This window comes from Flavobacterium sp. SLB02, assembly GCF_009664855.1.
Lineage (GTDB): Bacteria > Bacteroidota > Bacteroidia > Flavobacteriales > Flavobacteriaceae > Flavobacterium.
This window is the reverse complement of sequence record NZ_CP045928.1, coordinates 3,849,503-3,873,052: the sequence shown is the minus strand read 5'-3', so window position 1 is coordinate 3,873,052 and position 23,550 is coordinate 3,849,503. Positions and strand designations below refer to the sequence as shown.

Annotated in this window: 25 protein-coding genes; 8 read left to right on the top strand and 17 right to left on the bottom strand. The window is 34.5% G+C overall.

Going from position 1 to position 23,550, the window contains the following annotated elements; genetic code table 11:
* Nucleotides 1-5: 5 nt before the first annotated feature.
* The 4 genes from GIY83_RS14150 to GIY83_RS14135 all read right to left on the bottom strand — a co-directional run bounded on the left by GIY83_RS14150 (nucleotide 6) and on the right by GIY83_RS14135 (nucleotide 3,491).
* Nucleotides 6-470 carry a DUF1456 family protein gene (locus GIY83_RS14150; protein ID WP_194616402.1) on the bottom strand — a complete coding sequence of 155 codons (465 nt, stop codon included), beginning with the start codon at nucleotides 468-470 and terminating at the stop codon, nucleotides 6-8.
* Nucleotides 471-633: 163 nt separating this feature from the next.
* Nucleotides 634-1,653, bottom strand: coding sequence for an aminotransferase class I/II-fold pyridoxal phosphate-dependent enzyme (locus GIY83_RS14145; protein WP_208681953.1), 1,020 nt, complete (start codon nucleotides 1,651-1,653; stop codon nucleotides 634-636).
* A gap of 5 nt (nucleotides 1,654-1,658) precedes the next feature.
* On the bottom strand, nucleotides 1,659-2,669 hold the full coding sequence (locus GIY83_RS14140; protein WP_208681951.1) for a dipeptide epimerase: 1,011 nt from the start codon (nucleotides 2,667-2,669) through the stop codon (nucleotides 1,659-1,661).
* Nucleotides 2,670-2,690: 21 nt separating this feature from the next.
* Nucleotides 2,691-3,491 carry an alpha/beta hydrolase gene (locus GIY83_RS14135; protein WP_208681949.1) on the bottom strand — a complete coding sequence of 267 codons (801 nt, stop codon included), beginning with the start codon at nucleotides 3,489-3,491 and terminating at the stop codon, nucleotides 2,691-2,693.
* A gap of 55 nt (nucleotides 3,492-3,546) precedes the next feature.
* Between GIY83_RS14135 and GIY83_RS14130 the strand changes: the two genes are divergently transcribed.
* Nucleotides 3,547-3,948 (top strand): excinuclease ABC subunit B, encoded by a 402-nt coding sequence (locus GIY83_RS14130; protein ID WP_194616406.1) that lies wholly within the window; start codon nucleotides 3,547-3,549, stop codon nucleotides 3,946-3,948.
* On the opposite strand, the gene uvrB is transcribed toward GIY83_RS14130, so the two are convergent.
* The 13 genes from uvrB to trmD all read right to left on the bottom strand — a co-directional run bounded on the left by uvrB (nucleotide 3,945) and on the right by trmD (nucleotide 18,355).
* Complete coding sequence (gene uvrB / locus GIY83_RS14125) at nucleotides 3,945-5,936, bottom strand: excinuclease ABC subunit UvrB (RefSeq protein ID WP_208681947.1); 1,992 nt, start codon at nucleotides 5,934-5,936, stop codon at nucleotides 3,945-3,947. The two genes, GIY83_RS14130 and uvrB, sit on opposite strands and share 4 nt — an antisense overlap.
* Nucleotides 5,937-6,149: 213 nt before the next feature.
* Nucleotides 6,150-7,091 carry an alpha/beta fold hydrolase gene (locus GIY83_RS14120; RefSeq protein WP_208681945.1) on the bottom strand — a complete coding sequence of 314 codons (942 nt, stop codon included), beginning with the start codon at nucleotides 7,089-7,091 and terminating at the stop codon, nucleotides 6,150-6,152.
* Between the two features lie 87 nt (nucleotides 7,092-7,178).
* Nucleotides 7,179-7,409, bottom strand: a complete 231-nt coding sequence (locus tag GIY83_RS14115; protein ID WP_194616409.1) for a uroporphyrinogen decarboxylase — start codon at nucleotides 7,407-7,409, stop codon at nucleotides 7,179-7,181.
* Nucleotides 7,410-7,487: 78 nt separating this feature from the next.
* Nucleotides 7,488-8,435 carry a 23S rRNA (adenine(1618)-N(6))-methyltransferase RlmF gene (gene rlmF / locus GIY83_RS14110; RefSeq protein WP_208681943.1) on the bottom strand — a complete coding sequence of 316 codons (948 nt, stop codon included), beginning with the start codon at nucleotides 8,433-8,435 and terminating at the stop codon, nucleotides 7,488-7,490.
* Nucleotides 8,436-8,728: 293 nt separating this feature from the next.
* A complete protein-coding gene (locus GIY83_RS14105; protein WP_208681940.1) occupies nucleotides 8,729-9,391 on the bottom strand; it encodes a thiamine diphosphokinase in 663 nt (220 codons plus the stop codon).
* 258 nt (nucleotides 9,392-9,649) lie between these two features.
* Nucleotides 9,650-10,108: a RidA family protein gene (locus GIY83_RS14100; protein ID WP_194616412.1), complete on the bottom strand. Its 459-nt coding sequence runs from the start codon at nucleotides 10,106-10,108 to the stop codon at nucleotides 9,650-9,652.
* Nucleotides 10,109-10,213: 105 nt separating this feature from the next.
* Complete coding sequence (locus tag GIY83_RS14095; protein WP_194616413.1) at nucleotides 10,214-10,654, bottom strand: DinB family protein; 441 nt, start codon at nucleotides 10,652-10,654, stop codon at nucleotides 10,214-10,216.
* Complete coding sequence (locus GIY83_RS14090) at nucleotides 10,644-11,141, bottom strand: GyrI-like domain-containing protein (protein WP_208681938.1); 498 nt, start codon at nucleotides 11,139-11,141, stop codon at nucleotides 10,644-10,646. The genes GIY83_RS14095 and GIY83_RS14090 overlap by 11 nt, the downstream gene beginning before the upstream one ends.
* A gap of 8 nt (nucleotides 11,142-11,149) precedes the next feature.
* Nucleotides 11,150-11,971: a DUF4249 domain-containing protein gene (locus tag GIY83_RS14085; RefSeq protein WP_208681935.1), complete on the bottom strand. Its 822-nt coding sequence runs from the start codon at nucleotides 11,969-11,971 to the stop codon at nucleotides 11,150-11,152.
* Between the two features lie 35 nt (nucleotides 11,972-12,006).
* A complete protein-coding gene (locus tag GIY83_RS14080; protein ID WP_208681933.1) occupies nucleotides 12,007-14,388 on the bottom strand; it encodes a TonB-dependent receptor in 2,382 nt (793 codons plus the stop codon).
* A gap of 208 nt (nucleotides 14,389-14,596) precedes the next feature.
* Nucleotides 14,597-16,819 (bottom strand): NADP-dependent isocitrate dehydrogenase, encoded by a 2,223-nt coding sequence (locus GIY83_RS14075; RefSeq protein WP_194616417.1) that lies wholly within the window; start codon nucleotides 16,817-16,819, stop codon nucleotides 14,597-14,599.
* Nucleotides 16,820-17,101: 282 nt separating this feature from the next.
* Nucleotides 17,102-17,452, bottom strand: coding sequence for a 50S ribosomal protein L19 (gene rplS / locus GIY83_RS14070; protein ID WP_194616418.1), 351 nt, complete (start codon nucleotides 17,450-17,452; stop codon nucleotides 17,102-17,104).
* A 219-nt stretch (nucleotides 17,453-17,671) separates the two neighbouring features.
* Nucleotides 17,672-18,355 carry a tRNA (guanosine(37)-N1)-methyltransferase TrmD gene (trmD, locus tag GIY83_RS14065; protein ID WP_194616419.1) on the bottom strand — a complete coding sequence of 228 codons (684 nt, stop codon included), beginning with the start codon at nucleotides 18,353-18,355 and terminating at the stop codon, nucleotides 17,672-17,674.
* A 340-nt stretch (nucleotides 18,356-18,695) separates the two neighbouring features.
* On the opposite strand from trmD, the gene GIY83_RS14060 reads away from it, so the two are divergent.
* The 7 genes from GIY83_RS14060 (at nucleotide 18,696) to GIY83_RS14030 (ending at nucleotide 23,547) form a co-directional block, all read left to right on the top strand.
* Nucleotides 18,696-18,947, top strand: coding sequence for a hypothetical protein (locus GIY83_RS14060; RefSeq protein ID WP_229029109.1), 252 nt, complete (start codon nucleotides 18,696-18,698; stop codon nucleotides 18,945-18,947).
* Nucleotides 18,948-19,058: 111 nt separating this feature from the next.
* The gene (locus GIY83_RS14055; RefSeq protein ID WP_194616420.1) at nucleotides 19,059-19,505 is read left to right on the top strand and encodes a nuclear transport factor 2 family protein; all 447 of its coding nucleotides are present in this window, start codon (nucleotides 19,059-19,061) and stop codon (nucleotides 19,503-19,505) included.
* Complete coding sequence (locus tag GIY83_RS14050) at nucleotides 19,502-20,419, top strand: archaemetzincin (protein ID WP_208681930.1); 918 nt, start codon at nucleotides 19,502-19,504, stop codon at nucleotides 20,417-20,419. Before GIY83_RS14055 ends, GIY83_RS14050 begins: the two co-directional genes overlap by 4 nt.
* A gap of 6 nt (nucleotides 20,420-20,425) precedes the next feature.
* Nucleotides 20,426-20,962 (top strand): NADPH-dependent FMN reductase, encoded by a 537-nt coding sequence (locus tag GIY83_RS14045; RefSeq protein WP_229029108.1) that lies wholly within the window; start codon nucleotides 20,426-20,428, stop codon nucleotides 20,960-20,962.
* 42 nt (nucleotides 20,963-21,004) lie between these two features.
* Entirely contained in the window at nucleotides 21,005-21,868 is an 864-nt protein-coding gene (locus GIY83_RS14040; protein WP_208681928.1) for a sugar phosphate isomerase/epimerase, read from the top strand.
* Between the two features lie 49 nt (nucleotides 21,869-21,917).
* Nucleotides 21,918-22,268 carry a cupin domain-containing protein gene (locus tag GIY83_RS14035; RefSeq protein WP_194616423.1) on the top strand — a complete coding sequence of 117 codons (351 nt, stop codon included), beginning with the start codon at nucleotides 21,918-21,920 and terminating at the stop codon, nucleotides 22,266-22,268.
* A 142-nt stretch (nucleotides 22,269-22,410) separates the two neighbouring features.
* Nucleotides 22,411-23,547 carry an MFS transporter gene (locus GIY83_RS14030; RefSeq protein ID WP_229029107.1) on the top strand — a complete coding sequence of 379 codons (1,137 nt, stop codon included), beginning with the start codon at nucleotides 22,411-22,413 and terminating at the stop codon, nucleotides 23,545-23,547.
* Nucleotides 23,548-23,550: the final 3 nt, after the last annotated feature.

The window sequence follows — 23,550 nt, the reverse complement described above, 5'->3', positions numbered from 1 at the left end:
AAACCTTATTTCTTATTCTTTCCGTTTTTGTATACTACTTTTTCTACAACTTGTACTTTAGGTGCAGTTTTCGTATTATTTTTCTTGAAAGGTTTTTTAGCTGCAGGTCCTGTTTTAGAAGGTGCTTTGTCGCCTCTTCCTTTTTCGGCATCTTTTGCACTGGCTTTAAATTCAGGTCTTTCTTTAGTGCTGTCTTTTTTAGGAATTTCAGCTTTATGTTTTGCTAAAACGTCATTTGGGTTTTTTGGGTTTTCTTTCGTGCCTCTTAAATGAATTACCAATCCATTTAAGAAATTGCGCAAAACCTGATCACCACATTCCATGTAATTTTCATGATCTTCGGCTCTAAAAAATGCTCCCAATTCTGATTTTGAAATTCTAAAATCTACTAATTCTAAAATTTCAACTATTTGGTCGTCACGGAGCATCAAAGCCACGCGAAGTTTTTTTAGGATATCGTTGTTTGTCATCGTTTAATTTTTTACAAAGGTACGTTTTAAAACTAATTTGATTACAATTTATTGAGTTTGGGGAAGCTTTTTTGCCACGAATTGCACGAATTTTCAATAATTGTAATACGATTAAATTTTAATTCATGGAAATTCGTGCAACTCGTGGCTAATTTTTAGAATCTTACTGATTTAAAATCCCTACAAGTTTATCTAAATCTTCATAAAGATGATTTGCTGTTATTACAATTCGATTGAGATTATTGGTATTTTCCTGATATTTAAAATTGGCAATAATGATTTTATTGGCTTTTAATGTTTCGATCAGATTATCATCTTCTAAATAAATCAGAGGATAGTTTTTATCAAATTTGATACTTTGATTTTTAATTAACTTTCGATCAATATAATTCAGATTCTCTAATAATTTTTGATGCTGCATTTTGTAAAGCAATTCAGCATCAGCCAAAGTCTGAACAAAAGCAGGATTCATTCCGGCAGCAGAAATAAAAATGTCCAGATTTTTTATCTCATTAATGAAAGCGACATCACTTGCAATAACACCGCCATTTAATCCAAATGCTTTTCCTAAAGACGAAATCATGATTTTTCGTTTGATAGGAAGATCGATTTCAGAATAAATCCCGCAGCCATTTTGACCTAAAATTCCAAGGGAATGCGATTCATCAATTAGAAGCGTAATTTCTTTATGATCAGAAATAGTAGCCAAAATAGAAAGATCAATCCCTTTAGTCTGAAACCCTGAAACCCCATCGGTTAGAACCGTAATTTTTTCTGATTGAGAATCTGACAAACGAGGATTTATATTTCCATTTATAAAAACAGGTAAACTATCCTTGATCTGAATCGCAGGATGCGTATTGGGAAAATGAAAAAAAGAATCTGTTTGTTTTTTCAATGCATCAATTACGAGTTTTCCTGCCAGCATTCCGGATGAAACCGTAACGGCACTTTCGGCTTTTATATGATGGGCTAAAAAAGTCTCACCATTCTTGTAAGCTGTTAATTTTATATTGGCACTTCTTGAGCTTCCATAAGTCGTTCCCCAATTGCGAATGTTTTTGATCACCAATTCCTGAAACTCCTTATTTGTGGGTAATCCCAAATAAGCCGTTCCTCCAAAATACAAATAATGTTCCTTGTCGATTTTGATAATTCTATCGGGAAATTGATTGACATTCATACTATTTAGATTAAGGTAACTCCGGTTCCGTTAAGTTCAGAATAGTGAATAACACCCTCTTTTATCGTTACGCCCATTGCAATATCTTCTGCCAAAAGCAAAGCGCCATCCATGTCTACATAATCCAACTGAGGCAATAAATGCGCAATTGCCGAAATTCCAACAGTAGATTCGGTCATGCATCCTACCATGGTTTTCAAGCCCAGTTTTTTTGCTTCTTCAATCATGCGTTTTCCCGGAGTTAATCCACCGCATTTTACCAATTTTACATTCACGCCATGAAAATGGTTGAAACATTTGGCTACATCTTCTTCTATGATACAGCTTTCATCTGCAATTATGGGTAATACCGAATGTTTGAAAACTTCTTTATGTGCTTCCCAATTATCAGCTTTCATGGGTTGTTCCAGAAATTCTACGCCAAGTTTTTTTAGTTCAATGGCATTATTGATTGTTTCCTCAACACTCCAGCCACAATTGGCATCAATTCTAAAAATGGCATTGGTATGTTTTCGAAGTTCTTTTACAATAGCGATATCCTCTTTGGTTCCCAGTTTGATTTTATAAATAGGCCAGGGAAGTTCCTGCATTTTCGAAACCATTTTTTCTATCGAAGCAATTCCAATGGTGTAATCTGTAAGGGGATTATTCTCGATAGTATAATTCCATAATTCGTATAATTTTTTACCTTTTTTGCGTGCGTACAAGTCGTTATAAGCTAAATCTAAGGCGCACAAAGCAAACATGTCACCTTTTAGATACGGATAGATTTTTGCCCAAAAAACATCAGGAGTTTCATTTTCTGTGGTTTGGATAATAGTTCTGATTTTTTCTAAATCCTGCATCATCATCGGAACCGTTGTTTTATAATACGGATTTGAAGTTGCTTCTCCAAAACCTGAAAAACCATCGCTTCTGAGTTCGACAATTAACGAGGGCTGAAAATCAATAGATTCTCTTGATATGGTGAATGTGTGTTTGAGTTTTAGATTGTATTCTCTTAAAATTAGTTCCATTGTGAGTTTGATTGTTTTTGTTTAATATCCTAGCCAGAGTACTGCTTTTACAAAACCATCCCGCCAGAGCTTTTCGTTATGCTCGCCGCCTTTTACAATTTTAGATTTGGTAAGATGTAAGCAATAACAGCGTTTTGTGTCGAGTAACCGTTCCATTTTGGTCATGTCCCTGACCATATCATCGCTTTCCTTGTCTCCGCATAAAAAATAGATTTTGGTTTTGATTTTTGTGGCTTGTTCTGTCAAAGTATAAATGTCATTCGAAAACCAGAAAGATGGCGAAAAAATGCCTGCTTTGCCAAATGTTTCCGGATATTTCAGAATCGCGTAATACGATACCAATCCACCAAGTGAACTTCCCATAATAATGGTATTTTTGGCTTTTGGTTTGGTTCTGTAGGTTGCATCGATGTGAGGTTTTAAAGTTTTTACAATAAAATCTAGGTAATTATCGGCATTTCCACCGCCATATTTTTCGTTTTTAAATGGTGTTAATTCGTCGATGCGTTTTTCATTTCCGTGCTCGATTCCCACTACAATTACCCGGGCTTTCAGGCTATCGAGTTTTTCATCGACATTCCATTCTCCGGAAAAAGAGGTTTTTGCATCAAATAGATTTTGGGCATCGTGCATATAAATCACGCTGTATTTTTTGGCTGTAGCCGAATAATCCTTAGGGAGGTAAATCCAGATTTTTTTAGTGGTTTTTAGTTGAGGGGCTTCGATTGTAAAAGTAGATACGTTTTTTGAAGCGGTACTTTCTTGTGCGCTTGTCAGAGAGGTTATCCAAAGCATTATAAAAAAGAAGAATCCTCTAATCATGAGTTCTTTGCATTTTAGATTTAAAAACAATATTTTAGCTAAAAATAATAAATTGATGAATACCGAAACAGAAAAGAGAAGTTTACTTTTAGAAATGATTGCTTTTTCTACTGTTGATGGGCATTTGCACAAAAGAGAGTATGATTTTTTGTGGCTTGTGGCTCAGGAATTAGGTATTGATTTAGCTGTTTTTCATGATTTATTTCATCAGGAACATTCCACTCAAATTATAAAATCTGAGTTTCAGCGCATTCAGCAATTCTACAGATTGGCCTTGATTATGTACTGCGATGGTATTTTACACCAAAAAGAGGCCAAAGCCATACAGCAAATCGCAATTGAAATGGGTTTGAATCCCAACGCAACCAAACGTGTTTTGGATTTAATGAAAAACGCGCCAAACGCTATAATTGACCCTACGGTATTATTGAAAGTTTTTCAGGAACAACACAATTAAGCCAATTGTTCCTGTAGTTTTTTGATATCGTCACGCAACTTAGCCGCTTGTAAAAAGTCCAGTTCTTTTGCTGCTTTTTCCATAGATTTACGTTTCTCGCGGATCATTTTTTCTAATTCAGCTTTTGATAAATACGCCGTTTCAGGTTCTGCAGCAACAGATAGTGTATGACCCAATTCGTATTCTACCAAAGGATTTTTAGTAAAAGCACTGTCAATTTTTTTGTTTAAAGCCTGTGGTGTAATGCCGTGTTCTGTATTATAATTGATCTGTTTGGTTCTTCGATATTCTGTTTCGTCTATGGTTCGCTGCATACTTGCCGTAACTTTATCGGCATACAAAATTGCTTTTCCGTTCAGATTTCTTGCCGCACGACCAATAGTTTGGGTGAGCGATCTGTGATTACGAAGAAAACCTTCTTTATCGGCATCTAAAATCGCAACCAGCGAAACCTCTGGTAAATCAAGACCTTCACGAAGTAAGTTTACTCCAATAAGAACATCAAAAATACCTTTTCGTAAATCCTGCATAATTTCGATACGCTCCAGTGTATCTACCTCAGAATGTATGTAACGACAACGAATGTTTACTTTAGTTAAATATTTGGCGAGTTCTTCGGCCATTCTTTTAGTCAGCGTGGTTACTAAAACTCTTTCGTCTAATTCGCAGCGAACCTGAATTTCTTCGATCAGATCATCGATTTGATTCAAACTGGGTCTTACTTCGATAACTGGATCTAATAATCCCGTTGGACGAATAATTTGTTCGACATAAACACCGTCTGTTTTTTGTAATTCGTAATCTGCCGGTGTTGCAGATACATAAATTACCTGGTTCTGTATGGCTTCAAACTCTTCAAATTTCAAGGGTCTGTTGTCCATTGCGGCTGGTAAACGAAAACCGTATTCCACCAGATTTTCTTTACGGCTTCTATCACCTCCGTACATGGCATGAACCTGAGAAACAGTTACGTGACTTTCATCTACAATCATCAAATAATCACTTGGGAAATAATCTAATAAACAGAACGGTCTTGTTCCGGCTTGTCTTCCGTCAAGGTATCTTGAATAATTTTCGATTCCGGAGCAATAACCTAATTCCCGAATCATTTCTAAGTCGAAATTGGTACGTTCCTCAAGTCGTTTTGCTTCGAGATGTTTTCCTATTTCTTTAAAATAATCTACTTGTTTGACTAAATCCTGCTGAATTTCCCAAATGGCACCTTGCAGTACATCGGGAGAAGTCACAAACATATTAGCGGGATAAATAGTAAGTCTTTTGAATTTTTCTATCACTTGTGAGGTCTTCACATCAAATGATTCTATTTCTTCGATTTCATCACCAAAAAAGTGAATTCTAAATGCATCATCGGCATAGCTTGGGTATACTTCGACTGTATCGCCTTTGATTCTGAAAGTTCCCGGATTAAAATCGGCTTCGGTTCTGGCGTACAAACTTTGAACCAGGCTATGAAGTAATTTAGTTCTCGAAATAACCTGATCTCTGGTTATTTCAATTACATTTTTTTTAAATTCAACTGGATTTCCAATACCATACAAACACGAAACAGAAGCAACAACCAAAACGTCCCGACGTCCTGAAAGGAGGGAAGAAGTGGTGCTCAAACGCATCTTTTCAAGCTCTTCGTTAATGGATAAATCTTTTTCGATGAAAACCCCTGTCACAGGCATAAAAGCTTCGGGTTGGTAATAATCGTAGTACGAAACAAAATATTCGACCGCATTATTCGGGAAAAATTGTTTGAACTCAGAATATAATTGCGCTGCCAAAGTTTTATTGTGAGCCAAAACCAAAGTAGGTCTTTGGACTTCCTGAATAACATTCGCAACAGTAAATGTTTTTCCCGATCCGGTAACCCCTAATAATGTCTGGTACTTTTCGCCATCGATGACACCTTGCGAAAGTTTTTCGATTGCTTGTGGTTGATCACCTTTTGGACTATACTCTGAGGATACTTGGAAATTCATTTTTGAATGATGAAAAGATTAGTTTTGTAAAGATACAAAGTTTGAATTCTATATAAAAGCTAAAAAAATGTTGCCACGAATTCACGAATTTTTGCGAATTGTTTTTTTTCTAAATATTGAAATCCTTAAAAGAATATCTCGTAGAGATTAAATGTTGGTAAAAAATAATATGGCAACCTGATATATCTCCCTAGGGACTACACCTTTTTAAGGCTATTCTAAAAAGTTGATCATCGCATCATTTACAATTTTTGACTGATCTATGGATAAAAAATGTCCTGCGTCTTTTATCGTTTGCGTTTTGCCTTTGATTAAATATTTGTTTGCTCTTTCCAGACTTTCTTCGGAATTAATGACATCGTGATCGCCAATTAAAACCAAAACCGGATTGTTGATCGATTTTAATTCATCATCAGAAAACGGATGCATTTTGAGCATACTTGAATTTGATTTTGCGTATTTATTGGCCAGATAAAATTGTCGTTTGTAAACAGGACTAATTTTTTCGGAATGAGTTGAAAAAGTATTTAATGTCTTTCCGAATTTTTTTTCACTTGGGAATAATTTAAGCATTAAAGCAGAAGTTGTTTTACCGACCTTATCTATAAATTTAAAGGTTTGTGCCGGACTTAATAATACTATTTTATCGATTGAATTTCCTTTTTGAGTAGCTAATAAAGTAGCAATCCAGCCACCGCGGGAAGCGCCCGCAATATCGAATTTCTTTAATTTATAATGATCAAAAATTTCATTGTACAAAATCACGATATCTTCTGATGAAAGCGATTTTGAGCTCAATGTTGATTTTCCGGGTTCCATCATAAAATCGATGGCATATATGCGGTGATTTTTGGCTAAAGGTTTAATATTAGGATACCACATCGTAGAGCTGGCGTCCATACCGTGGAGTAAAACCAAATCTTTTCCGTTTTTGGGACCCGCCATAATAACGTGAGCGGTTCCGTAAGTGGTTGTGATGTTTTCTTCAGTATAAGGAATGTTCCAAAGTTTTAAGGCTTTGTCATAAGAATTAATATAAGCTTGTTTTTCGCTTTTGGTTTTGAAAATGTAATCGTCAAATTTTGCTTTTTTACTCGAAGCGCAACTTGTCATTAAAAGCAGTAATACTGCTAATCTGAAGTATAATTTTGGCATAGTAAATTCAATTTTGAGACTAAAGTTACGATTATAGTAAATCAACTATGTATCAAAATTTTGTTTTAAAATATCATAATTTTAAGATTATGCTTTTTTTGATGATAAATAATATACTTGTACCAAAGCTAAAATAGCATTTGGAATGATCACAGGTAAAAGCCATTGTTTAAGATCTCTATAATCATTTAAAAAAATACCATAGATTACAAAACAAATGCAGCCAAACATATTAATGAATCGGATTGCTCTAAGATTTTTTAATAAAAAACCTCCAACAATAAAAAATGATGCGAGATAACCAATATATTCTGCCATAATTTTATTAATTGATTTTGTAATAAATTTACTAAAAACAATTAATAAAGTCAACGTTTTGTATTTAAAGTCAGTATTTTAAAACTTCCACGCCTTTTGTTGGCTTTCACTCAAAAATGTCCAGGCAACAATGCGGCTTGTTTTTTGGCCTTGAGCCATATCGATTGTTTTTATCGAAGAGGCATTTACTTTATTAAGTGTTTTGTAAATGCTCGAGAGGTTTTCTCTTTTTGAAACTAATGTGGTAAACCACAAAGTTTGCATGGCAAATTTTGCGCTTTCGTAAATCATTTGGGTTATAAAACCAATTTCGCCGCCATCACACCATAATTCGGCATTGTGGCCTCCAAAGTTTAAAACCGGATTGGTTTTTTTTCTTTCCTTTGTTAAGTTCGAAACTTTACGAACGGTACTTTGATTTGCGTCTTCGGCAGAAGAATGAAAAGGCGGATTACACATCGTGAAGGTAAAACGATCTTCAGGAGTGATAATATTTTTGAAAATAAATCGGGCTTCGGTTTGCTGTTGTAAACTTATAGCGTCGATTAATTTTGGATTTGCCTCGATAATTTTACTGCAATTTTCTATGGCTTTCTCATCGATATCGGTTCCTACGAAACTCCAGTTGTAAATCGCATTTCCTAAAATAGGGTAGATGCAATTGGCGCCTGTTCCTATGTCCAAACCTAAAACTGAAGATCCTTGCGGAATGATTCCGTTGTTGGTTTCGGCAAGTAAATCAGCCAGGTAATGAATATAATCGGTTCTTCCCGGAATAGGCGGGCAAAGGTAATTTTTAGGAATATCCCAGTTTTGTATGTCGTAATAGGTTTGTAATAAAGCTTTGTTAAGCGCTTTTACAGCCAATGGATTACTGAAATCAATGGTTTCTATTCCGTGAATGTTGATCGCAACGTAAGCTTTTAGCTCAGGACAATTCGCGATAAGAAGTTCGAAATCATAACGGGAACGGTGAAGGTTTCGAGGATGTAAATTGTTTTTTTCGGAATTCTCTGTTGCTTTCATTTTGTAAATTTCCGTGCAAAGATAGTCATTCCTTTCTTAGTGTCTGTGTGTTTAAAATTCCAATGTTTAAAATCTAAATTCCAATAAAAAAAAAACAAATTCCAAATGCGAATTTAAACACATAGAAACATAGATTTTTCTGTTGTTATTTTAGGATACAAAAAAAGCTCGCTTTCTCACATAGCTTTGCTATTGTGATTTAATGCTAGAGTGAAACGACTTTTTTATAGATTTTAAGCTATGTTTCTTTGTGTTTAAATAAAATTTTAGAGACTTTTATTCTAATGAAATAATTAATCCATACATTCCATTAACAACAAATCACCGTCGGTGTGGGTAATGCTGACCAAACCATCCTGAAGAACAGCATTGCTGCTGCCGGTTCGATAGCCAATTGTGAGAGTGTCATCTTTTAGTGGATATAATAAATTGGTCGAATTAATTCCGTTTACAACTCCAATTGGAATCAATGAAATGGGCGTTTTTGCGGTATACCATTTCTCGAATTTAGTGGGTAACAAAAATATTTTTGAATGATCGTCGAGAATTACAATTTTAAGCAAATTGCGGTAACGAACGATATTGGTAAGGTTGGTAATGGTATGATCGGCACGTTTACCGGTGGCCCAAACTACATTTACGGCCGGAATTTCTCTCTCCATTAGGTAATCAAATGCTTTTTCTAAATCGGTTTTATCCTGATCAGGAGTATGTATAATTTCGATAGGATATTGTGATGTTTTGTAAATTTCAGGATCAAAACCACGGTCGAAATCTCCTAAAAGGACATCGACTTTTATGCCTAAATCAATCACTCTTTCTATGGCTGAATCCAGCACGATAACCAGTGGCGACCATTCGAGCAATTGTCCTAATAATTCAGGGTTGCATGCTGCTCCGTTGGCAATAATTAAAGCGGGTTCCTGGTCGTCGCGTACGATATGGTGTGAAGACATTTAGTTTTTGATTTGAAATGTGCTGCAAATGTACGAAAGGAAAGGATTTTAGAGGTTAGATTTTAGATTTTAGATTTTTTTATCGTTGTGATGTTTTGTTTTACCATTAAGATATTAAGAAAGTTAAGTTTTTCCTGCTTAATGTAACTTAATGCCTTAATGGTTATTTTTTTTTGCCACAGATTATTAAGATTAAAAGGATTTTAACTGGTTTGTGTTTAAGATATCCAAACTTAATTACCTTAATGGTAAAAAAAACTATTTTGATGCTTTAAAAGCGATAGCGTCAACTTCGATTTGCATTCCGTCGATGGCAAGTTTAGGAACGGGAATTAAGGTGCTGGCAGGGAAGGATTTGTTTTTCCATACTTTGCGGATTTCTTCGTTCCATACTTTTAGTTTTTCTGGTGAATGATTAACGATGAGAATGGTAATTTTCATGATGTTTTCCGGTTTTAGATTATAGCTGTCTAAAACCGTTACAATGTTTTTTAAGGCAACCTGAGTTTGTTCTCTAAAATCATTGCTTAAAGTATGTTCTTTTCCTAATCCTCCGCTTTGCCCGGAAATATAAACGAATTCTCCTGGTGTAGAAACGGATGAGGCGTGGCTAAAACCGTATGGAGTTGGATCGAATAGTGGTTCAGGATTTTTAAACATTTGTGCTTTTGCCGTAAAGGCACAAAGTGAAAATAGTGTAAAAAGTAAATGTTTCATGTTCTCGAAATTTTGAATTAATTGTTTGCAAAGTTTGCTTAATTCTAATTTCTAAACCTTTACATATGTTGAGAGTTTTTTTAGTATTCAGTCGCAGTCTTTAAACTAAAGCAACCTTCGGTGGTAATTGATTTGTCCTAAATGATAGGCCAGGTGTGTGGAGAGATGAACCAAAAAGAAACCTGTTGTCATTTCTTTTTCGAATACAATTTGCGGGTAAATGGCTTCAAGATCAGTTTCTGTTAAACTATCAAAAGTGTTATTAACCACTACAATAGTCTCTTCTATTTTGGTTATTAACTCTGATTTGGGAATGTTTTTTAATGAAAATTCTAAAGGACGATCCCGAATATAAGTTGTTTTTCCAATTTCTGCTCCAATATAAGTATTGATGTTCCCAATCAGATGCAAACAAAGATTTCCGGCAGAATTCGAGATGTTTTTATCAACCGCCCAAATCTTATTTTCGTCCTGATAGGATTCGATTTCAGCTTTTAATTTATTGAGGTCACGGTTAAAGAGTGATTTTAGGGTTTCAATTAGCATGGCTTTGAATTTTACTTGTTATAGGAATCCAGATTTCTTCTTTAGAATCAGGATCTTCTTTTTTATACTGATCTCCCATTACGGCAAAATGGGGTCTTTCATCTACTGTATATGCTGAATTAGGAAGCCATTCTACAAAAATAGAATGATAGGTTTTATGTCCTTCGCTTTGGGGACCTTTATGTATAAAAACAGCATATAATCCAGTTGGGATTATTAAGGTTTCCATTTCTGAAGGAATCGTATCAAAATCAGAAACTTCGACTGCCGCCCATTTTTGAAAGCTGTTACTGGGATCGAAATTGTCAAAATGTCCGTTGGGAAAAACTTCGAGTGAATATAAATTCGAATCAACAGAATTCTTGATTTCTTTTCGTTTTGGCATGAAGGAACTCCATAATTGAAACGTTTTGTTTTCGATAAACGACATATCAATGTGTTTGCCAATTAGTTTTTTTTCGGATAAAATTTCAATTCTGGCTTCCATTATATTAATTATTGAATTTTGTATTTTTTTATGTCGATTTCGCTAAGAGAAAAATAACCCAGCGGATAATTGGCTTTATCAGTTGTATTGATGATATTTCCTTTTACCGTTGCAGGAGGGGATTGAAAAGGTCCGCCAGAATTGCTTCCGGCAATGCTTACCAATATGCTCATGTAGTTATAGTATTGTTTTGAAATCCCGTAATGTGTCATTTCGACTTCGTCTCCTGCTTTTAATTCGTCATCATCTGATGAGCTGAAAAATTCATTTCCCTGAAAAAACTTATCCTCACTAACATAATAAGTAGATGTAACTTTGTTAGAATAAACATATTTAAATAAATAGAAGTTGTCTGCATCAGCTGGGTCATTAAAGAAAGCTTTGGTTTCAATATCTTTTCCTGTAAAACCACCTTCGTTATTTTGTTCGATTCGGGTAATTGGCGCCACTGATTTTAATGTTTCAGTAGCAGTATAAGTATTCCCGTTACTGATTACAGTTAGAGTGTAATTTTCGTCAATTACAGGAATAAAGTTTGCACATACATATCGTCCGGTTTTTTGAACTTCGACAAAGTTAAATTGTTCGTTTTTGCTGTTTTTTATAAAAATGGTGGCACCTGAAACTGTTGGAATTACGTTTTCGAAATAGCCCGTTGTGGTAGACAATTTTACAGTTTGCTGTTTTCCTGTGGTTCCTTTTTGCCAGTTTATAGCCGCTTCGATTACTAATTTTGGAGGTGCAGTGTCGAGATCAACATCGACAACTTCCTCACAGCTTGCCAGGAGAATCGAAATAAAAAGTGCCATTAATAAGGTTGCTTTTTTCATGATATATCTTTTGTTTCTTTTTAGGGAAAGTTGTTTTAAAATTTAAAATTATAACTAACAGCAGGAACAATTCCAAAAATAGAGGTTTGTACAGCTTCATTGGCTCCGGTGTCAACATTTTGGCGAAAGTTGATAGACGCGGCATTATGACGGTTGTATAAATTGTAGATACTAAAAACCCATTCGCCTTTCCAGTTTCTGTCTTTGTTTTTTCTTGGTGTTAGCGTTGCCGAAATGTCTAAATGGTGATACGCCGGCAAACGATTTTCGTTTCTTTGTCCGTAATTTGGGATTGTAATTCCTAAATATTCGTATTGACTGTTTGGATACGAAACAGGCTGACCCGATTGCAAAGCAAAGTTAGCGCCAAATGACCATTTCTCGTTTAAGGTATAAGCCGATGTAACTGCTAAATTGTGTGTTTTATCGTAAGCAGAATTGTACCATTGTCCATTATTGATTCCGGTCTCTTCAGGAGTTCTTCCCGGAGTTTGTTGTTGTGATTTTGATAGCGTATAGGAAATCCATCCATTGAGTTTACCTTCGTTTTTCTTTATCATAAATTCTACGCCATAAGAACGCATACGTCCGTTAAGGATAACTTGCTCTATAGCGTTATTGGCAATCAAATCGGCACCATCGATATAATCCAATCTGTTTTGAATTTTTTTGTAATAGGTTTCAATCTCTAAAGAATATGCACCATCCTTAATATTTCTAAAATAACCCAAGGCTATCTGATCTGCAATTTGTGGTTTGATATAATTGTCACTTGGCATCCAGACATCAAGCGGGGTAGGCGATGAGGTATTGGAAATTAGTTGAAGATATTGCGCCATTCTGTTATAACTCGCTTTTATCGATTGATCATCGTTTAATTGATAAGAAGCTGAGAATCGAGGTTCTAAATTATTGTAACTCTGAATTTCTTTATTCTTACCGAAATATTTAGTCGATGTAGGTGTTGCTTTTTCATAAATCTGCATATTACTATTGAAAATAACTGGTTCATTATTATCATAATAATTGATTGTCGAAGCTCCTAAACGATAAAATAGACTATAGCGTAATCCGTAAGAAATCGTAATTTTTTTCGAAAGCTGATTTTCTGCTTCAAGATAAACAGAGGGTTCAAAAGCATATTTTCTATCTAACTGATCCGGATTAATTCCTGATGTATCGTTACTTGGTTTGATCGTTCCGGGATTGAATTGGTAATAAATTCCGTTTACACCGTAATTCAGTTTGAATTTATCTGAGATATAGTTTTTGAAATCGTATTTGATATTGTAGTTCTTGATTCCCGAATCCCATTTAAAGCCTACAAGATCTAAGTCTAAACCATAATAGTAATCACTATAAATCAAAGATAAATTCGCAAATAATTTATCAGAATACAAATGATTCCAACGCAGGTTTAAAGTGGCGTTTCCGTATGTATTGGTAAAACTTTTATTCAGGCTAAAAACGTCCCGACCGAAATAACCGGATAAATACAAGCTGTTATTCTCGTTTAGTTTATAACTTAATTTTGTGTTTAAATCATAAAAATAAGCCGAGTTGTCTTTTTGATCTTCTGACAATTTTAAAAATAAATGGGCATACGAAGCCCTTGCGCCAATTAAGAAGGAACCTTTGTCTTTTACAATTGGACCCTCGGCAAGAATTCTACTTGAAATTAATCCGATTCCTCCATTTACATGAAATTCTTTACTGTTTCCGTCTTTTTGATAAATATCCAAAACAGATGAAGCTCTTCCGCCGTAGCGTGCAGGGATTCCGCCTTTGTATAATTTTAAATCTTTAATGGCATCAGGATTAAAAACAGAGAAAAAACCAAAGACGTGAGAAGAGTTAAAAATAGTTGCCTCGTCTAATAAAATTAAGTTTTGATCTGCTCCACCGCCCCGAACATTAAATCCTGAAGCGCCTTCGCCGGCATTTGTAACTCCGGGAAGCAGCAAAATCGATTTAAGAACATCGACTTCGCCCATTACTACGGGCATTTTTTTTATGGTGGCAATAGAGAGTTTATTGGCACTCATTTCAGGCGATTTAATATTGATTTTGCCTCTGTTGTCTTTTATTACAACTTCCTGAAGCTCTTGGCCACCTTCATGAATTGCAAAATTGTTTTTGGTATTTTGATTTAAGACAACCGTTTTTTGAATGGTTTGATAACCTACATAACTAATCTCGATGTCATGTTCGCCTTTGGGAACAGTTAGCGAATAGAAACCGTATTCATTGGTAGTAGTTCCTATTTTTAAAGCAGGAATATAAAGATTTACGCCAATTAGGGTTTCATTGTTTTTAAAGTCAGTAATGGTTCCGCTTAAAGTAAATTTTTCCTGAGAAAATGAAGTTAAAGTCGTTATAAGGAGAATAAAAATAAGGCCAATTTTTTTTGTAATCATTGTCTTGTATTTGAAGCACATAGTTAATAATTCTTACTAAATATAACTACGGAACGTTTGTTAAACATTAGTTAAGAATATTCTCTTTTTGTTACAGGTTCTCAAGGCTTTAATGTTTCTTAATTTAATTCCAAAAAAAAAGACAACCCTTTAAAGTTGTCTTTTTTATGATTGATCTTAAAGATACAAATGCATCTTTTAGGATTGATTATTTTATTTCAGCAATAATTGCGTTGAATGTTGCACTAGGACGCATTGCTTTGCTTACTAACTCAGGAGTTGGCTGATAGTAACCACCAAGAGTTTGAGGTTTTCCCTGTGCACCAATTAATTCAGCATCGATTTTAGCTTCGTTAGCTTCAAATTGAGCAGCAATTGGAGTAAAGATTGCTTTTAATTCAGCATCTTTATTTTGAGCTGCCAAAGCTTGTGCCCAGTAGTAAGCAAGGTAGAAATGAGAACCACGGTTATCAATCTGACCCACTTTACGTGCCGGAGATTTATCGTTTGCTAAGAATTTGTCGTTAGCTTCGTCAAGAGTTTCAGATAAAACAATTGCTTTAGAGTTGTCTAAAGTTTGTCCTAAATGCTCTAAAGAGGCACCAAGAGCTAAAAATTCTCCTAATGAATCCCAACGTAAATATCCTTCTTCAGTAAATTGTTCAACGTGTTTAGGAGCAGATCCTCCGGCACCAGTTTCGAACAATCCACCACCATTCATTAACGGAACGATAGATAACATTTTAGCTGAAGTTCCTAATTCTAAGATTGGGAATAAGTCAGTTAAGTAATCACGTAAAACGTTTCCTGTTACCGAGATAGTATCTAAACCTTTAATAATTCTGTCTAAAGTGAATTCTGTAGCAGCAATTGGATTTAAAATACGAATATCAAGATTTGTTGTATTGTGATCTTTTAAATATTTTTGAACTTTTGTGATCAATTCTCTGTCATGCGCTCTGTTTTCGTCTAACCAGAAAACAGCCGGAGTATCAGATAAACGAGCTCTGTTTACAGCCAGTTTAACCCAGTCCTGAATAGGAGCATCTTTTGCCTGACACATTCTGAAAATGTCATTAGTTTCAACATCTTGCTCCATTAAAACTGCTCCTTTGTTGTCTACTACTCGAACAACTCCGTCAGCTTTTATCTGGAAAGTTTTATCATGAGATCCGTATTCTTCCGCTTTTTGAGCCATCAAACCTACGTTAGGAACACTTCCCATTGTTTTAGGATCAAAAGCACCATGTTTTTTACAGAAATCAATAGTAGCGGTATAAATTCCTGAATAAGCGCGATCCGGAATAACAGCAAGAGTGTCTTGTTGTTTACCATCTTTATTGTACATCTGTCCAGAAGTACGAATCATTGCAGGCATAGAAGCATCAACAATAACATCAGATGGAACGTGTAAGTTTGTAATTCCTTTATCAGAATTTACCATTGCAAGAGCTGGTCCGTTTTCGATAGCTTTAGTAATATCAGCTTCTACTTCTGCTTGTTCAGGTCTTCCTGCAATTTTTGCATAGATATCACCTAAACCGTTTCTTGTATCAATGTTTAATTCAGCAAATAAAGTTGCATATTTTTTGAAAAGATCAGCAAAATATACCTCGACAATAGCGCCAAAGATAATTGGATCCGAAACTTTCATCATGGTAGCTTTTAAGTGCACAGAAAGTAAAATACCTTCTTTTTTTGCATCAGCGATTGCATCAGCAACAAAGCTTTTTAAAGCTTTTAAGTGCAATACAGAACTGTCTATTATTTCACCAGCTTTAAGAGGAGTACTTGCTTTAAGAACAGTTGTTGTACCGTCTTTTGCTACCAATTCGATTTTTACGTCATTCGCTTCAGCAACAGTAAGTGATTTCTCACTTCCGTAGAAGTCACCATTTGGCATTGAAGCCACTTTAGTTTTAGAATCAGCAGACCATGCACCCATCGAGTGTGGATTTGCTTTTGCAAAGTTCTTAACTGCTCTAGGAGCTCTACGGTCAGAGTTACCTTCACGTAAAACAGGATTTACAGCAGAGCCTAAAACTTTAGCGTATTTTGCTTTAGTTTCTTTTTCAGCATCGTTTTGAGGATCTTCCGGAAAATCAGGGATTTTGTAACCGTGAGATTGTAATTCAGCAATAGCCGCTTTTAATTGAGGTACTGATGCAGAAATGTTTGGTAACTTGATGATGTTCGCTTCAGGTTGTGTCGCTAATTGACCCAATTCCGCCAAAGCATCTCCAGTTTTTTGAGCATCTGTTAAAACTTCCGGGAAATTTGATAAAATTCTACCTGCCAAAGAGATGTCTCTAGTTTCAATTGCAATACCAGCAGTAGCAGTAAATGCCTGAACAATAGGTAGAAAAGAATAAGTCGCTAATAATGGCGCCTCATCAGTTAAGGTGTAATAGATTTTTGAATTCTGTGTCATTTTTTTTTTTTTTTTTATAATCGTATTGCCAGGATGCAGCAATGTAAAAGGTATAGTCGGCTCAGAATGAGCGGAGCAAATATAATAAAAACAGTCCGAAAACGGTATAGTTTTCCTGATAAATGCCGAAATTATCAGATTGTTATTACGGCGTCTTTAAATTGTCAAATCGATTGTTTTGGTATTAAAAAATTACAGTTTTGATATTTTGAAAATAAGGCGTAAAAAAAAACTCGTTTCAAATGATATGAAACGAGTTTTTTATAACAAATAGATAAATGATTATCTTCTTTTATCTTTAATCTTAGCTTTTTTACCAGTAAGTTCTCTGAAGTAGAAAATTCTAGCTCTACGAACAGCTCCTTTTTTGTTGATTTCAATTTTCTGTAAAGCTGGTAAGTTTACTGGGAAGATACGCTCAACTCCAATAGCTCCAGACATTTTACGGATAGTAAAAGTTTCTGTGTTACCAGAACCTCTTCTTTGAATAACAACTCCTTTAAAAAACTGAGTTCTTGTTTTTTCACCCTCTTTAATTTCGTAGTAAACTGTGATAGTATCTCCAGCTCCGAAAACAGGGAAATCTTTTTTAGCAACTAATTCGTTTTGAACGAATTTCATTAAATCTGCCATGATATCTTGTAATTATGGTTTTTTTATATAGAGCAACATTCACGGATCTCGCCAGAGGTTAGTCTAATTCGGGTGCAAATGTAGAAAATAATTATGAATTATAAATTGTAAATTATAAATTATTTTAACTTGTTGATAAAAAGGTTATTAGTCTTAGTTTTCAGTGTCAGCTTTTATCAAGCAATCAAATTCATTGAAAACTGTGACTGCGACTGAAAACTAATCATGCCCTTCAAGTAAATCCGGTCTTCTGTTCTTAGTATGTTCATATGCCATATCTTCACGCCATTTGTCAATTTTGGCAAAATGACCGCTGGTTAAAACCTCAGGGACTTTCCATCCTTTATAATCTGCAGGTCTTGTATATATGGGGCCTGAAAGTAAATTATCCTGAAAACTATCTGTTAATGCTGAGGTTTCATCACTCAATACACCGGGAATTAACCGAATTAAAGCATCAGATAAAACCAGGGCTCCTAATTCTCCTCCGGATAAAACGTAATCTCCAATCGAAATTTCTTTGGTGATAAAATGATCGCGTACGCGTTGATCTACTCCTTTATAATGTCCACATAAAATGATAATGTTTTGATACATCGACATAGTATTGGCCATTTTTTGATTTAGCGTCTCGCCGTCAGGGGACATATATATAATTTCGTCGTATTCCCGTTCGTTTTTTAAATGTGTTATACAGGCATCAATTGGCTGAACTGTCATTACCATTCCGGCGCCTCCTCCAAAAGGATAATCATCGACACTTTTTTGTTTGTTTGTAGTATAATCACGTAAATTATGAAAGTGTACTTCGACCAAACCTTTGTCTATGGCACGTTTCATAATTGAAGCCTCAAAGGGACTTCTTAATAATTCAGGCAAAATCGTTATAATGTCAATTCGCATTTTTTCTCTTAAAATAGTTCTAGGCCTCAAAGATACAAAGTTAATTTTTGGAATTTTAATGATAAGGAAAATGAGAATTCTTAATAAGTAATTAAAATACAGATCACTAATTGTGAATATAATAATTTAGGGCTTAATGATTTGTTAGACAGTTAAATACATGGGTGTTGTGTGAATTAAAAATGTTTTTGTGTAATTTTATAAAGCCTCTTTTCGTCTAATATTATATTGTAAAATCATTACTTAAAAAATAATTATTAGGATAAGAAAAATACTTCTGTTACTTGCAATTTTCATTTTGCATTCCTGCTCGTCCTCAAAAAACGCCGGTGAGAAATGGGTGGGTGAAACTAAAAAAAATCTAATAAAGAGTTGGGCAACACCAATTCGAAGCATTGATAATGCTGAGCAAGGTGAAATTCTTATTTATGGAGAACAAGTTTATGCGAATGTAAACAATGAAGAAGGGGCAAGAATAGCAGGTCCAAATCATTGGGATTACACTTATATATATGTAAATCAAGGAAGGGAAAATTTATTCGTCAAAAAGGATAAACAGCAGCATACACCTCAGGAACTTGTTGTGAAATAATTATTTACAAGTTTATTTATCTTAGAGATTGTAATTTGCCATTGCAATCTCTATTTTTTTTTATATATTTAAATCATTGTAAGTTGATTTGTAATGATTTAAAGATGAATTATGAAAAAAGTAATAATCATTGTTGTCGTTTTTCTAGTTATTTCCTGCAATAATCAAAATCCGTCAAAACCTATGAATATTTCAGAAAACCAGAAAGTAGTCAAACAATATTTTGAGTATTTTAATGATCATGACTGGAAAAAGATGGCAGAAATGTATACCCAAACGGCAGATTTTAAAGATCCTTCTTTAGGACCGGGAATTGTAAGGCAATCGCGCGAACAAATACAAAATAAATATGCAGAATTGAATAAAATATTTCCTGATTTGCATGATAAAGTACTTCAAATTTATCCTTCGGGGGAAAAACATATCATTGTAGAATTTGTTTCAACAGGAACAGGGCCGGATAATTCTAAATTCGAATTGCCTATTTGTACAATATTTACAATTGAAAACGGATTAATTACAAAAGATTTTACTTATTTCGATAATTTTGAGGAATGAAAAAAATAATCCTCTTCCTTGTTATATTATTTTGTTCCTGTAGTAAAGAAAAAGTAAAAGAAACCCGAAAAGATACTTTAAATGATACTTCAAAAGAAATTCCTGTGGAGACGTCATATTTTAAACAAATTAAAAGTAATGACGTTAAATTGGGTGAACCTGTTTATGGAGATTGGTTGTATAGCCGTAAAGAGAAAGGACAAACTTTTGATCAGTATTTCCGGTCTAAACATATCGTTCCAACAAAAGAAGCGAATATTATTTATATTCGGCCTATCGGGAATTTTAATGCTTTGCAAAACAAACAAATTGCGCTTCTCGATGAATATTTAGAAATTTACTTTCAATTAAAAACAAAAACATTAGACCCGATTTCTAATGATGTAGTTCCAAATTCTTCCAGAAGAATGAGTTATGGTCATGAGCAGTTATTGGCCGGTTATCTTTTGAATGATGTTTTAAAAGATGAAAAACCTTTAAAAAGAATTGCTTTAATGGGGCTTTCAGAACTGGATTTGTATCCTAAGGCCGAATGGAATTATGTTTTTGGTCTGGCTTCTTATCGCGATAAAGTGGGCGTGAGTTCAATTTACAGATTACAGGATGGCGAATTAACATCTGCAAATTTTAATCTGTGCTTATCGCGATTACTTAAAATAAGTTCCCACGAAATAGGACATATGTTTGGGCTGCATCATTGTATCAATGCAAATTGCGTCATGAATGGTACCAATAGTATGGATGAAACCGACAGGCATTCGATACGATTGTGTTCTGTTTGCCAAAGAAAACTCAATTCCTGTATAGCATACGATAATGAAAAGAGATTAACTAATTTAAAAAAATACTTTAAAAAGAATAACTTAATCGACGGTTTTGATTTGATGAAAAAAGATCTTGAGGTTATTCAATAAATAGACATGAAAAAAATAAAAATATTTGCCATAACAGGCAGCACCAGAAATAATTCCAGCAATTATAAACTTTTAAAATTTATTTCAGAACAAATTAAAGATTCATTTGAGGTTGAAATATTTGAAGGTTTGGCTCAATTGCCTCATTTTAATCCGGATCTGGATACCGAAAATCTGCCTGAAGAGGTTGTTTCTTTTAGAAATAAAATTGCAAAAGCTGATGGAGTTATCATTTGTACTCCGGAATATGTTTTCAGTTTGCCGGGAAGTTTGAAAAATGCATTAGAATGGTGTGTTTCTACTACTATTTTTTCAGGTAAAAAGGTCGGATTAATAACGGCTTCTGCTTCTGGTGAAATGGGACATGAGCAACTGATTTTAATAATGAAAACGCTGGAAGCTAACCTAAAAGAGGAGACGCAATTATTAATATCTGGTATTCGTGGAAAAATTAATGAGAATGGGGAAATTACAAATGTAGAAACCAGTGATAATCTGAAAAACTTTATACATCATTACGAAAATCAATTTTCAGTATCTTAACAATTAATTAATTAGTTTTACTTTTCATCTTTTTAAATAAAAATGATCACACGAAGAAACTTTGTAATAAACACAAGCCTGGCTGCAGCAACAGTTTTGGCTTTACCATCATTAGCTTTTACTATGGATAAAAAAGAAATAGGTTTGCAATTATACACCTTGCGTGACGAACTTCCAAAAGATGTAAAATCAACTTTAGAGAAAGTCGCAAAAGCGGGATATAAAACAGTCGAAACATATGGTTTTTCTATAAAAGATCAGTTTTGGGGATTGACTCCAATTGAGTTAAAAAAAATCTTAGATGCAAATCATTTAAAAACTCCAAGCGGACATTATAATTTAGGAAGCTTTTTATATGATGGAAATTTAGAAGAAGTTAAAGCTGCGATTGAAGCTGCTCAGATTTTAAAAAACGAATATTTAACCGTTCCCTGGGTTGATGAACCTTATAGAAATGATTTTCATAAGATTGCTGCTCGTTTAAACGAAGCCGGAAAAATGTGCGTAGCTGCTGGTTTAAAATTAGCGTATCATAATCATGATTTTGAGTTTAAAAAACAGGACGGAATTACGGGATATGAAATTTTATTGAAGGAAACAGATCATGATTTAGTTTCTTTTGAATTGGATTTGTATTGGGTGGTTCGCTCAGGAAATGATCCCATTAAATTATTCAAAGAAAATCCGGGACGTTTTAAATTGTGGCATGTAAAAGATATGGATAAAGTAAATCCTGCTTTGAATACAGAAATAGGTTCAGGGCCTATTGACTTTAAAACTATTTTTAAAGAGGTAAAACAATCCGGAATGAAACATTTTTTTGTGGAACAAGAGAATAATTATAATCCCAATGCTTTTGAAGCGATTAAAAAGAGCTATGATTTTATTTTAAAAGAATTGATTTAGGTTGAAATAATTTAAAAATGTATTTTTGTAGGAATAAAAGTAGAAAGACATGCAAAGTTTCGGAACAAGCAAAGAATTTATAAAAGGAGATGACATAGAGTGGGAAGTAGTAGGTGAAGGTATCAAACGCAAAATCCTGGCCTATGATGACAGAGTAATGTTGGTGAATGTCCATTTCGAAAAAGGGGGAATTGGTACTTTGCACGAACATTATCATACTCAGGTTACTTATGTTTCGAGCGGTAAATTTGATGTAACTATCAACGGAGTTACACAAACTTTAAAAGAAGGCGATAGTTTTTATATTCCGCCTCATGCGATTCATGGTGTAGTTTGTTTAGAAAGCGGACTTTTAACAGATGTTTTTAGCCCGATTCGTGAAGATTTTATGCAGCCATAAGGGTTTAAAAATCAATAATATCTTGGGAATAATCTTCTGATTTGTTTCAAGATTTGAAAAATTTATAGATTTTTTAAAGTTTTGATAAAGATTAGATTGGTATTTTTGCAAAATGAATTTATCCAAAACGAATGTCTTATTTATGGCAGCTTGCACTGGACTTATAGTTGCAAATCTGTATTACTGCCAACCCTTAATTGTATTAATTGCCAACGAATTTAAAATTCCTGAAGCCAGCGCGGGAACAATAACGTATCTAACTCAGGCCGGTTATGCTATCGGATTGTTTTTTATGGTTCCGTTGGGAGATAAACTGGAGCGAAAAAAGCAAATCCTGATTACCACTTTTGCCTCGGTCATTGCCTTAATTCTTGCTGCAACGGCAAAAAGTTTCTTTCTTTTACAAATAGCTTCTTTATTAATCGGAATCACTTCGATCGTACCACAGCTTATTTTGCCTTTGGCTGCATCGTTAAGTGCGCCCGAACAACGAGGAAAAGTTGTAGGAACCATCATGAGTGGATTACTTGTTGGTATTCTATTATCAAGAACTTTAAGCGGATTTATTGGTCAGGTTCTGGGCTGGAGATCGATGTTTTATATCGCATCGGGAATTTGTCTTTTGATCTTTTTTGTTATTCAGAATAAATTCCCGGTCAATAAACCTCAGTTTCAGGGAACTTACGGCCAGCTTATTAAATCTCTTTTTACACTTATAAAAACAGAGCCTGTTTTGCGTGAAGCCACGATGATTAATGTGTTTAGCTTTGCTCAGTTTGGAGCATTCTGGACTACAATGGTTTTATTGCTTTCAGGAGAACCTTTTGGTTTTAATAGTGCTACAATTGGTTTATTCGGAATTGTAGGTGCTTCAGGAGCTTTAGCGGCGCCTTTAGTGGGGAAAATGGGAGATAAAGGAGGTTCCAGAGTAGCTGTGGGTTATGGTTGTTTATTGATTTTAATTAGCTTTTTGGTTTTTTATTTTTCAATAGAAAGCGTCATCGGAATTGCCATTGGAATCGTTTTTATCGACATAGGGATCCAGGGGGTTCATATCTCAAACCAAACCAGAGTATATTCGTTGCTTCCCGAAGCCAGAAACAGGTTAAATACTGTATTTATGTCGTTTAGCTTTTTAGGAACAGCAGCCGGATCAGCTTACGGATTATTATTATGGAAATTAGGCGGATGGCATGCCGTAACTATTGGGTGTGTTGGATTATCAGCTTTAGCATTTACAGTTTACGGTCTTACTTATAAATCAAAATCTAAAAAATAGAAA